This is a genomic window from Pontibacter pamirensis (assembly GCF_010015475.1).
GTDB lineage: Bacteria > Bacteroidota > Bacteroidia > Cytophagales > Hymenobacteraceae > Pontibacter > Pontibacter pamirensis.
The window spans coordinates 277,542-289,336 of the sequence record NZ_SSNI01000001.1 but is presented as its reverse complement, the minus strand read 5'-3'; the positions used below and the strand labels follow the sequence as shown (position 1 = coordinate 289,336).

The window sequence follows — 11,795 nt, the reverse complement described above, 5'->3', positions numbered from 1 at the left end:
TGTATTCTGAAGTAAAGTGAATCCTAAATCCCGCCGGGACTTTGCGTAGAGTCAAATCAATCCATCACCTTAAACTGAATGCCCTGCGCCAATGGCAGTTCGCGGCCATAGTTAATGGTGTTGGTCTGGCGGCGCATGTATACTTTCCAGGCATCGGAGCCGGATTCGCGTCCGCCCCCTGTTTCTTTCTCACCGCCAAAAGCGCCGCCTATCTCAGCACCTGAGGTGCCGATGTTTACGTTGGCAATGCCGCAGTCGGAGCCCCAGTGGCCCAGGAAGGTTTCTGTTTCTATCAGGTTGGTGGAGAAAATAGCCGATGACAATCCTTGCCGCACACCATTCTGAATCTCGATGGCGTTTTCCACGTCGCCGCTATACTTAATCAGGTACAGGATGGGCGCAAAAGTTTCTTCCTGCACCATTTCATAATGGTTTTCTGCTTCTACAATGGCAGGCTTAACATAAGTGCCTGTTTCGTAGCCCTCGCCACTCATCACCTCTCCTCCTGTTAGCAGGATGCCTCCCTCCTGCTGCACTTTATCCAAGGCCTCGGTAAAAGCAGTAACAGCGTCCTTGTCGATGAGCGGGCCTACCAGTGTGGTGCTGTCCAGTGGGTGGCCAATCGGCAGGTTGGGATATATCTTCAGCAGGCGCTCTTTTACCTGCTCGTAACGGTTCTCATGTATAATGAGGCGGCGGGTAGAAGTGCAGCGCTGGCCGCAGGTACCAACGGCACCAAACACAATAGCATTTAATGCCATCTCCAGGTCTGCGTTTTCGGTTAGGATGATGGCATTATTGCCTCCTAACTCCAGTAGCGATTTACCTAGACGAGCCCCTACAGCCTCTCCTACTTTTTTACCCATGCGGGTGGAGCCTGTTGCTGAAATCAGCGCCACGCGTTTGTCGTGGCTCATCAAGCTACCAATCTCAGCATCCCCGATGATAAGGTTGAAGACGCCTTCCGGTATTTCGTTTTCGGCCAAAGCATCCCGGATAATATGCTGACAGGCAATGGCCGTCAGGGGTGTTTTCTCAGAAGGTTTCCAGATAACTACATCACCACATACAGCGGCCAGCATGGTATTCCAACTCCAGACAGCTACCGGAAAGTTAAAAGCAGAGATAATACCCACCACACCCAGCGGGTGGTACTGCTCATACATACGATGCTCCGGGCGCTCTGAATGCATGGTAAAGCCATGCAGTTGGCGCGACAGGCCTACAGCAAAGTCGCAGATATCAATCATCTCCTGCACCTCACCCAGGCCCTCCTGCAGAATCTTGCCCATCTCGTAACTCACCAGTTTGCCCAGAGCTTCTTTATGCTCGCGCAACTTGTTTCCTATCTGGCGCACCACCTCACCCCGTTTCGGAGCGGGAACTTTGCGCCATACTTTAAAAGCTTCCTGCGCAGCCTCCACTACTTTATCATAACCCTCTGCCGTGGCCATGTGCACGGTCGCAATCAGGTTGCCATCGGCCGGGGAATGGATGCTGCGGGTAGCGTCGCCCTCCTGACCACCCCAGGAAAGGCCGGTGCTATAGGCGGGGTTCTTGTCTTTTACGCCAAGCTGCTGCAGTATGTCTGCTATTTCTTTGTTCAGCGGTAGTTGGTCTATTGTCTGTTTCATGCGTTTTATCTGTTATTTTATGGAAAGGGGACTTATACAAAGCTAAAAAATAAAAAAGCTTCTGCAAGGTGCAGAAGCTTTCTGTAGGTTTAGGTTATACTGGACTTACTCTTTCCCGATTGGGTAGTACGCTCTCAGACCGTCAGGGTAAACACCTTCGATGTATACTACTCCACTGTCAATGTTTTTCAGGTGTCTCTCCACATCAGCTGGCTCTTTCACCTGGAATCTGTCGATTTTAGTGATGATGAACCCGTCTTTCATACCTGTATCACGGAACTCACTGTCGCTTACGTCTGTGATTTTAGCACCACCCGTAATGCCCAGTTTGCTTAATTCCTGTCTGCTTACCGGCTCAAATGTAGCACCATCGAACGTAATCGGCTCTGCATTACTACGCTTTACAAGCTCCGTGCTGTTGTTCAGGTTCTTCAGCGTTACGCTGGCAGATCTCTCTTTACCGGCACGCAGATAATCTACCTTTACTTTATCGCCAGGGCGGTAACGGGCAATCTGCTCCAGTAACTCAGAAGACTTGGCTACTCTGGCTCCGTTGATGGCAACAATTACGTCTCCACCTTTCAGACCAGCTTCTTTGGCACCACTGCTCTCGGTTACATCATTGATGTATACACCATTCAATGTTTTCAGATTCTGCTCTTTCGCGAAGGAGGCATCAATCTCACGGATAGAGGCACCTAACAAGGCGCGCTGCACTTCACCATACTTCAGCAGGTCGTCTACTACCTTGCTCACGATGGCAGATGGCACTGCAAAAGAATAACCGGCAAAAGAACCTGTTTGTGAGGCAATAGCTGTGTTGATTCCCACCAAGTCACCGTTCAGGTTTACAAGGGCACCACCAGAGTTACCAGGGTTCACGGCAGCATCCGTCTGTATAAAAGACTCAATTGCCATATCGTTACCCCTGCGCAGGATATCGATGTTACGGCCTTTGGCACTCACAATACCAGCTGTAACAGTAGAAGTCAGGTTCATGGGGTTACCAACGGCAAGCACCCATTCTCCAATCTGCAAATCATCAGAGTTGCCGTAACGTACGGTTGGGAGTTTATCTGCGTCAACCTTCAATAAGGCAATGTCAGTAGTAGGGTCAGTACCGACAAGTGTAGCCGTAAGACGGCGCTTGTCATCCATTACTACTTCAATTTTATCGGCCTTATCAATCACGTGGTTATTTGTTACGATGTATCCGTTTGAGGCAATGATAACGCCTGAACCGGAACCCATTTGTGGACCACGCGGTGCGCGCTCACCGAAGCCATCACCAAAGAACTCGCGTAGGAACGGGTCCATCGGGCTGTTGCCACGGGCTGTAGCTCCTCCTCTGCCGCTATACTCTGTCATCACGTGTACCACGGCTGGCGTAGATACCTGTGCTGCTTTTATGAAATTAAGGCCTTCCGGCACAATTGCATTGCTGCTACGCATATCACTGGTATAGCGTACGATAGGATTCTGCTGCTGCTGTTCGATTGAAACGATGCTTCCATCTTCTAACAGCTTGTAGCTACCCACCGCTACACTGCCGCCCAGAACAGCTGAAAGTGCAACGCCAAGAATAAACTGCTTTGTCTTCATGTACTTAATTTTAGTCTTTATATGTATAATTTTTATATTCGCTCTAGTCTATATTGTAGATTGATAACGTTGCTATAGTATACGGTAGTATATGCAAATGTGGTAGTTATCTTATCTACATCTTACAAATAACAAAAAGGAGGCCAAACTTTTGGGCCTCCTTTTCTTTTTAGCAACCTTTTAATTTTTAAGCCGTTTTAGACTTTCCTTTCTCTGTATTTCCGTTATCGGAGGTAGCTGTGGCTTTTCGTTCTACCTCTTTGATTTTGCTACTATTACCGGAATCAGAAGAAATGTTAATCTGTCGCTTCATAGTTTTGTGCTCATCCTTCGGTACGCTTACCAGCAACACGCCATCCTGGAAATTGGCCGTAATCTTATCAGGGTTCACTTTATCAGGCAGATAAAAGGTTCTGCTGAAGGAGCCATACTGAGTTTCCAGCATATGGTAGCGTCGGCCATCTTCCTTTTTCTCCAGTTTTCGCTCACCTGTAATCGTTAGTTTACCTTCCTGAAAATCAATACTGATATCCTCCGCTTTCACACCTGGTAATGCCAGCTCCAGTTCAAAACCTTTCTCTGTTTCGCAGGCATCTACATGTGGTGTAAAGTCAGAAAAATTTCTTGTGTTTACAGACTCATTAAAGAATCTGTCTAACATCGAACTAAACGAATTCGGCATACCTTCCTGCATGCCATTGTATCTGCTCAGTGCCATTTTATACCTCCTTTTTTAGTTTAACATGGTTACAATTATGGTATAGTAAAAACTATACCAGCCATATTATCCTTCTAAATCATGTAAAAATGTCATTTTAAAAGAGTAAAATAAGCTAAGTAACTGACTAATTAGCAGTTAACCTACTATCAGTAAGTAATACTGGCAGTCTTCGTGGTTTTGTTGATGGTGTACTTTAGTTCCAGCCCCACAACCGGAGATATCCGGTTGCGCTTTGTGGTATAGCCTTCTTCTATTAATTGCTCTTCCTCATCATAAACCGGTGACACTAAAGCATAGTAATAGTTCGTCTGCCGCATGAAGTATGGCGTAAGGCGCAGCTTATTTGTTAGCTCGTAAGTTACATTAGCACGCAAACGTGTACGGTCAATGCCTCGCTCTTGAGCTTCTATGTTTTCATCTCTTCCTATACCCGACAGTAGCAGGGCTTCATAGGAAATGCTTGGGGTAATAAATTTACTTCTGAATGGAAAACGCTTTCCCAATTCACCAGTCAAGCGAAAACGGACAGAGGCACCCAGGTTTTCCTGTTTCACATATTCCGCCATCACCTGCTTATTAAAGTACAGGCTCTTGATGCTTCCGTTATGGCGCAGGAATAAGGCACCGAAGGTAGTTTGAGGAAAATCTTCGGCGGCATAACGTAGCATAAGCCCGCCCCGCCAATGGTCAGTAAAGGTGTGCTCATACCCTAGCGCCAGTTCTACCCGCTCAAAAATGCTTAGTGGTCCCGTCTCCTGAAGGTCGTTGTAGCGGGAATCAGTATTGATGCGGTACTGGTTCCGGAAGAACAGCAGGCCTTCTTCGCCAACACCATAATTTACCTGCAGTTCAGGCCAGATAGCGGCAGGAGCCGATACTTTGTCCTGAGCCTGGGTAAAGAGCGGAAGCAAAACCAGCAGCAGGAATGGGTAAAGTTTCTTCATTTATTTTCGTTATAGTGCTTTTCCTTCAGGGCTTCAATCATACCAAGCAGAATCTCACTTTCCCATTCATTAAACAAAATCCTTTCATTCAGCTCCGGATAACTTTGATTGAAGATAGCAAAATAATCCTCATACTCCTTTACTCCCACTTCCTCCCAATAAGCCAGATGGTCCTGGTTTATGAAATAAACGCCTTCGTCTGTCATTCGCACCTGCCTTATCTGAAGCTCATGCGTCTGATAAAACTCCTGAAGGTACGTGTCGATAATGCCGCGGAGGTAGTGCTCCCACATCCAGTTGACGATGCTGTTATAGGCCCTTATGTAGGCATTGTTCTTTTCGAAGTAGCTGACGAATTTAATTTGAAAGATGCTTTTTTCACTCGTTTTAACATCTATCCTGAAATCGCAGCCTACAAAAAACCGGTACCAGATTATCCAGTTCATGTTGAACTTGATGTCTAGGATATCCTCCCTATAAATTCTGGTTAACTGTCCTGGATTGAAATAATTGACCTCATACTCAAAATAGTCAGGAGCAAGCCGGAGTGTCCGCTTTCTGTCGAACATACCTGCTGATAAATTAAAACTTAAGTTTTCAGCGTCCTCCATGGCCATGTCTTTAAGCCTTTAACTCCTGCAGTGCCACATAGGCCATCAGCCCGATACTTGTTTCGAGGGCAGCCTCATCTATGTCGAAAGTAGGGGTATGCACCCCTGACACAATACCGCGTGCATCGTTGCGGGTGCCGAGGCGGTAGAAGCAGGCAGGCACTTCCTGGGAATAGTAGGCAAAGTCCTCTGCTCCCATCCATAAATCTAAATCTACCACATTGTCTGCGCCCAGGTATGATTCGGCGGCGGCGCGGGCTCTCTCCGTTAGCTCAGGGTCGTTCTGCAGGAAAGGGTATCCGTTCTTGATGTCGATGACGCAACTGCCGCCCATGCTCTCGCAGAGGCCTTCGGCCAGTTTCTTAATGCGCTTGTGCGCCTCTTTCCGCCATACCTCATTCATCGTCCGGAAGGTGCCTTCTATTTTCACCTCATCCGGGATAACGTTGGTTGCTCCCTTTGCCTCTACTTTACCAAAGGAAAGCACCGTAGGGACTTTCGGGCTGGCATGGCGGCTCACAATCTGCTGCAGCGCCACAATAAGGTGCGAGGCTATCAGTACGGTATCCACGTTCTGCTCCGGCATGGCCGCGTGGCCGCCTTTGCCTTTCACTGTAATATAAATTTCGTCGGCACTCGCCATATACATGCCGGAGCGGAAGCCTACTTTGCCGGCCGGCAGCATCGGGAACACGTGCTGGCCTATTATCTTTTCAGGATCCGGGTTCTGCAGCACGCCTTCTTTGATCATGATGGAGGCTCCGCCTGGAAACTTTTCCTCGCCCGGCTGGAAAATAAGCTTTACAGTGCCTTCATACTCCTCCCGCAGTTCCTGCAGGATACGGGCCGCGCCCAGAAGTGAGGCCGTGTGCACATCATGTCCACAGGCATGCATCACTCCTTCGTTTTTAGATTTATAAGCTACCTCATTTGCCTCTACGATAGGCAGGGCATCTAAATCTGCGCGCAGGGCAATGGTTCTTTTCTCCGGGTTCTTTCCTTCGATCAGCGCTACCAAACCTGTTTCAGCCATTGAAGTGGGATTTAGTCCATAACTCTCCAGTACCCGCTTTACATAAGCAGCGGTGTTGTGCTCTTCAAACGACAGCTCAGGATTGGCATGTATGTGTCGGCGCACCTGCACGGTGTCGGGGGCATAGGTTTGTGCCAGTTCTTTTACTTTATCTACAGTGCTCATAAATTAATATGCTGATACGGGTATATGCTGTGGTATCAAAAATAAAAAAGCGCTGCGACTATATCAGGCCGCAACGCTTTTAATAAAGTCCATTGTCTTTTGTTCAACGTCTATCGTCTGATTTCTCAATATGACTTGTTAATATTAATCTGTTCCTGCACTATCTGTGCGTTCGGAATAAGATCAGATAGCTGGTTAAGGACTTGTTGCGCTTCTACACGGCTAAAGAAGTCTCCTACCTTCAGGCGGAAATTAGGCTGCTGGTAGGTCAGGTAATCTTTCTCTTCCGGCACCCGTGCAATAATAGATTTCCGCAGGTTCATGACGGTCTGGCGCTCGGAGCCATTGTAAGCTAAAATACGATAGCCTTGTGCATACTTGATGTTTTTGTTCACACTTGCCACCGTATCCATCAGCACAGCCACTTTCTGATTTACGTGGTTGGTGGGCTCTATACGTGCCACAGGCGCAGCTGCATCGTCCACCGGGTACCTGGGCCGGTACTGGCTCAGGTCTTCTGCTACTTTCACTCTTGTAGTTTCCCTGCCCGTATCTCCCTTGGCCCTGGCCGATGGGGAGGAACAGGCAGCGCTGATTACGAAGGCCAGCAAAAGGAAAAGGCTAATTGTTCTGTTCATGGGTAACTATTTTAACGCTGGCAGAACAGCCTAACCTGTCGGCGCCAGCCTTGATAAACGCTTCGGCATCGGCAAATGTTTTAATGCCTCCTGATGCTTTAATCTTTACCTGATTCGGCAGTACGCGGCGCATCAGTTTCACATCTTCCAAAGACGCACCGCGCGAGGCAAAGCCCGTAGAGGTTTTTACGTAATCCGCTTCTGCAGCAACGCAAATCTCACAGGCTTTCTCAATTTCCTCCGGAGATAGCAGGGCTGTTTCGATGATTACTTTCAGCTCCGCTTTCTTCAGGTGGCAAAACTGCGCCAGTTCACCTAGCTCTTTTTCCACGGCTGCATACTTTCCTGATTTGAAGGCAGAGATATTCATCACTACATCAATTTCAGTAGCGCCGTCTTCTATTGCCTGGTGCGTCTCCAGCAGCTTTACTTTTTCGTGGTGGTAGCCCAGCGGAAAACCAATTACTGTCGCCACCTTCACCAGCGCGCCGGGGCCAAGGCTTTCTTTGGCCAGGGCTACATAGCATGGAGCCACACAAACAGCGGCGAAGCCGTAGTTGCGAGCCTCATTACAGAGCTGCACCACCTGGTTGGCAGTTGCCTCAGGGCGCAGCTGGGTATGATCGATATAAGTAGCCAGTTCGTCTGCTTCCATAAAATAAGCTAAAAGAGAAAGGACATAAGTGGAAGAATTCCTTCCCTTATATCCTTTTCTTTTTTGTGTGTATTCTTGTATTAGGCGTTTCTCTATCTTAATTCAAGACAATGATTCACCCTATTTTTCGTCAATCAGCATGCAGCGGTTGTTCAGCAGGTCTTCCTCCACGTTCTTGAACTTCACATCTTTCAGCACACGGCCATCGCTGTACTGCACGCTTACACGGTCGTTACGACCTGCTACCTTCTGTGAGTGCGCAGGCATAATCCTTTCTGGTTCCGGAGCTGGCGGGGCCGTTGTGCGGCCTTGCTGATCCTCCAGCGATGAATGCACTTCCTGCTTCTGCTCCTGCAGCACCGGTGGCTTAGGTGCCATTGGTGGCCTTATAGGCTGCTGCACCTGCTGCGGTGCCTGCACCGGAATATAGGCATGGAACAGGAACTGGATCGTCTGCTCATTCACTTTTCCGATCATGCGCTTAAACAGCTCAAACGACTCGAACTTGTAAATCAACAGCGGGTCTTTTTGTTCGTACACCGCGTTCTGCACACTTTGCTTCAGGTCATCCATCTGGCGCAGGTGCTCTGTCCAGGCCTGGTCGATGGTGCCCAGCGTGATAATTTTCTCCATGGCTCGGATCAGCTCCATACCATGCGACTCGTACGCTTTGGTCAGGTTGGCTACGGCAGCCAGCTGGCGCTTACCATCTGTAAACGGCACCGCTACATTCTCAATCATCGGCCCACGGTTCTGATGGATGTCGGAGATAATTGGATAGGCCTGCTCACCTGTTTTCTTATTCTTCTCCAGATAATGATTCAGTGCCTCGTTATAAAGGCGCTCTGCCAGTTGGTTGGCCGGCGTTGATTTGAAATCATCTTCTGTTATATGGGTATCTATACCAAACACACGGATGTTGTGCAGCTGGAAGTTTTCGTAGTCGTTGATGTTCTTGTAGCTCACCACCACGTCTTCGCTGATATCGTAGATCATGTTCCAGATATCCAGCTCCAGGCGCTCGCCGTACAGAGCGTTGCGGCGGCGCTTGTACACCACTTCACGCTGTGCGTTCATCACGTCATCGTACTCCAGCAGGCGCTTACGCTGCCCGAAGTTGTTTTCCTCCACTTTCTTCTGCGCACGCTCAATCGAGTTCGTGATCATGGAGTGCTGAATCACCTCGCCTTCTTCCAGACCCATACGGTCCATCAGGCGGGCAATCCGGTCCGATCCGAACAAACGCATCAGGTTGTCTTCCAAACTCACGAAGAACTGTGAAGAACCCGGGTCTCCCTGGCGGCCGGCACGACCACGCAACTGACGGTCTACACGGCGGGACTCGTGGCGTTCTGTACCTACAATGGCCAGGCCACCGGCAGCCTTTGATTCCGGTGCCAGCTTAATGTCGGTACCGCGACCAGCCATGTTCGTCGCGATTGTTACCGTACCTGGCTTACCAGCCTCGGCTACAATTTCTGCTTCTTTCTGGTGCATCTTAGCGTTAAGTACCTGGTGCCTGATCTTGCGCATGGTCAGCATGCGGCTCAGGAGCTCCGATATCTCTACCGAAGTTGTACCTACCAGCACCGGACGGCCCTTCTCTGTCAACTCTACAATCTCGTCGGCTACGGCATTATACTTCTCACGGGTAGTTTTAAATACCTTGTCGTGCTCGTCTTTTCTTTGAATCGGACGGTTAGTCGGAATAACCACCACATCCAGCTTATATATATCCCAGAACTCGCCTGCTTCTGTTTCGGCAGTACCAGTCATACCACAAAGCTTGTGGTACATACGGAAGTAGTTCTGCAGTGTAACCGTTGCGTAAGTTTGTGTGGCATCTTCTACCTTCACGTTCTCTTTCGCCTCAATTGCCTGGTGCAAGCCGTCAGAATAGCGTCGGCCTTCCATTACGCGGCCTGTCTGCTCATCCACAATTTTTACTTTGTGGTCTGCTGTTACAATATATTCTGTGTCTTTCTCAAATAGGGTGTACGCCTTCAGCAGCTGGTTGATCGTATGCACGCGCTTCGTTTTATCCTGATAATCTGCTATCAGTTTTTCTTTTGCGTGCAGCTGGTCTTCTTCAGAGAGCGATTTGTCGTTCTCGATGTTCGCGATTTCTGTACCGATGTCCGGCAGAATAAACAAGTGAGGATCTTCGCCTTGTCCGGTTATCAGGTCAATACCTTTCTCCGTCAGTTCAATCTGGTTGTGCTTTTCGTCAATAGTGAAGTACAGCGGCTCATCTGCTTCTGGCATCTGACGTGAGTTATCCTGCAGGTAAAAGTTCTCTGTCTTCTGTAGCACGGCACGGTTACCTGTTTCGCTCAAGTACTTAATCAGCGGCTTGCTCTTTGGCAGACCACGGTACGCACGGAACAGGGAAAGACCGCCGTCCTCTGTTTTTCCTTCCTTAATTAAGCGTTTTGCCTCTGTCAGGTAATTGTTCACAATTTTACGCTGCGCCTCTACCAGCATAGCAATGCGTGGCTTCAGTTGGTAAAACTCGTGCTCATCGCCACGAGGCACCGGACCGGATATAATCAAAGGAGTACGCGCATCGTCAATTAACACGGAGTCCACCTCATCAATCATAGCATAATGGTGCTTGCGTTGTACAAGGTCCTGCGGCTCCCTGGACATATTGTCGCGCAGGTAGTCGAAGCCGAATTCGTTGTTGGTACCGTAGGTGATGTCAGCCTTGTAGGCATTGCGCCGGGCTTCTGAGTTTGGCTGGTGCTTGTCGATGCAGTCGATGGAGATGCCATGAAACTCAAACAAAGGCGCCATCCATTCAGAGTCACGCTTAGCCAGGTAGTCGTTTACCGTTACCACGTGCACACCACGTTTCGCCAGTGCATTCAGATAAGCAGGCAAAGTGGCCACTAAGGTTTTACCCTCACCCGTCGCCATCTCCGCAATCTTACCCTGGTGCAGCACCACGCCACCTATCAGCTGTACATCATAGTGCAGCATGTCCCAGGTCACCTCACTGCCTGCGGCTAACCATCTGTTTGCCCAGATAGCCTTGTCGCCGTCAATCTGCACATTCGGCTTGCGGGCAGCCAGCGTACGGTCCAGGTCGGTAGCAGATACTACCATCTGGCCGTTTTCTTTCCAGCGTCGGGCTGTTTCCTTCACAACAGCAAAACCAGCAGGCAGCACTTCCAATAGCACCACCTCCAGCTCTTTGTTACGCGACTTCTCCAGCTCATCAATCTCAGCGAAGATATTCTCTTTCTGGACAATGTTCAGTTCCGGCTCATCGACAATACGCTTGTGTAGCGCAGCAATCTTATCGTCTGTGGGCTTCAGCCGCTCGTCAATAATGCCCTTGATCTCCTCCGTTCTCTGGCGAAGCTGGTCATCGGTGATATCCGCAAGCTTAAGGTATTCATCGTTTATTTTAGATACGTAAGGTACAACCTCTTTAATATCCCTGTCGGATTTGGTTCCGAATAGTTTCGCAACGGTTTTACCGAAAAAATCAAACATGTGTATGTATCTTCTTTATTTAAATCTTCTGTTCGTAATGTCGTCAAAAATAAGCTGTTTTTCCGACATTCTTGGTGTCTTGTACTAAAACAGTACCAGAATAACAGTTGTATAGCTTTTCTGCCAAATTTACCGCTAAAGCATATAGCTTTCAATATGCTTAAACCAGCAGCATAATAAGCTATGCCATACTAGGTAACGTGTGGCAATGTGGCAGAAGTTCGATTTTGATCGCTACTATTTTCCTGCTGTTGGTTCTTTCTGATGGAGACGTTGAGCGGCTTGAACTAT

General features: G+C 48.6%; 9 protein-coding genes. All 9 read right to left on the bottom strand.

Translation table 11 applies throughout. The annotated features are described in order from the left end of the window. Positions 1-56: 56 nt before the first annotated feature. The 9 genes from amaB to secA all read right to left on the bottom strand — a co-directional run bounded on the left by amaB (position 57) and on the right by secA (position 11,504). Positions 57-1,634 carry an L-piperidine-6-carboxylate dehydrogenase gene (gene amaB / locus E1919_RS02090; RefSeq protein WP_162051670.1) on the bottom strand — a complete coding sequence of 526 codons (1,578 nt, stop codon included), beginning with the start codon at positions 1,632-1,634 and terminating at the stop codon, positions 57-59. Between the two features lie 105 nt (positions 1,635-1,739). Beyond that, positions 1,740-3,236, bottom strand: a complete 1,497-nt coding sequence (locus E1919_RS02085; RefSeq protein ID WP_162051669.1) for a Do family serine endopeptidase — start codon at positions 3,234-3,236, stop codon at positions 1,740-1,742. Positions 3,237-3,423: 187 nt separating this feature from the next. Continuing rightward, a complete protein-coding gene (locus E1919_RS02080) occupies positions 3,424-3,954 on the bottom strand; it encodes an Hsp20/alpha crystallin family protein (protein ID WP_162051668.1) in 531 nt (176 codons plus the stop codon). Positions 3,955-4,103: 149 nt separating this feature from the next. After that, positions 4,104-4,901 (bottom strand): porin family protein, encoded by a 798-nt coding sequence (locus E1919_RS02075; RefSeq protein ID WP_162051667.1) that lies wholly within the window; start codon positions 4,899-4,901, stop codon positions 4,104-4,106. Further along, a complete protein-coding gene (locus E1919_RS02070; RefSeq protein ID WP_162051666.1) occupies positions 4,898-5,512 on the bottom strand; it encodes a hypothetical protein in 615 nt (204 codons plus the stop codon). The genes E1919_RS02075 and E1919_RS02070 overlap by 4 nt, the downstream gene beginning before the upstream one ends. 10 nt (positions 5,513-5,522) lie before the next feature. Then, a complete protein-coding gene (locus E1919_RS02065; protein WP_162051665.1) occupies positions 5,523-6,710 on the bottom strand; it encodes a M20 metallopeptidase family protein in 1,188 nt (395 codons plus the stop codon). Between the two features lie 125 nt (positions 6,711-6,835). Next, positions 6,836-7,348 (bottom strand): sporulation protein, encoded by a 513-nt coding sequence (locus E1919_RS02060; protein ID WP_162051664.1) that lies wholly within the window; start codon positions 7,346-7,348, stop codon positions 6,836-6,838. Beyond that, the gene (deoC, locus tag E1919_RS02055; protein WP_162051663.1) at positions 7,332-8,003 is read right to left on the bottom strand and encodes a deoxyribose-phosphate aldolase; all 672 of its coding nucleotides are present in this window, start codon (positions 8,001-8,003) and stop codon (positions 7,332-7,334) included. Before deoC ends, E1919_RS02060 begins: the two co-directional genes overlap by 17 nt. Before the next feature lie 120 nt (positions 8,004-8,123). Beyond that, complete coding sequence (secA, locus tag E1919_RS02050) at positions 8,124-11,504, bottom strand: preprotein translocase subunit SecA (protein WP_162051662.1); 3,381 nt, start codon at positions 11,502-11,504, stop codon at positions 8,124-8,126. Positions 11,505-11,795: the final 291 nt, after the last annotated feature.

Bases quoted from the DNA above. Each gene is read 5' to 3' on its own strand.
- E1919_RS02070 (WP_162051666.1), bottom strand. From the start codon at position 5,512: ATGGAGGACGCTGAAAACTTAAGTTTTAATTTATCAGCAGGTATGTTC.
- E1919_RS02085 (WP_162051669.1), bottom strand. From the start codon at position 3,236: ATGAAGACAAAGCAGTTTATTCTTGGCGTTGCACTTTCAGCTGTTCTG.
- secA (WP_162051662.1), bottom strand. From the start codon at position 11,504: ATGTTTGATTTTTTCGGTAAAACCGTTGCGAAACTATTCGGAACCAAA.
- E1919_RS02060 (WP_162051664.1), bottom strand. From the start codon at position 7,348: ATGAACAGAACAATTAGCCTTTTCCTTTTGCTGGCCTTCGTAATCAGC.
- E1919_RS02075 (WP_162051667.1), bottom strand. From the start codon at position 4,901: ATGAAGAAACTTTACCCATTCCTGCTGCTGGTTTTGCTTCCGCTCTTT.
- deoC (WP_162051663.1), bottom strand. From the start codon at position 8,003: ATGGAAGCAGACGAACTGGCTACTTATATCGATCATACCCAGCTGCGC.
- amaB (WP_162051670.1), bottom strand. From the start codon at position 1,634: ATGAAACAGACAATAGACCAACTACCGCTGAACAAAGAAATAGCAGAC.
- E1919_RS02080 (WP_162051668.1), bottom strand. From the start codon at position 3,954: ATGGCACTGAGCAGATACAATGGCATGCAGGAAGGTATGCCGAATTCG.
- E1919_RS02065 (WP_162051665.1), bottom strand. From the start codon at position 6,710: ATGAGCACTGTAGATAAAGTAAAAGAACTGGCACAAACCTATGCCCCC.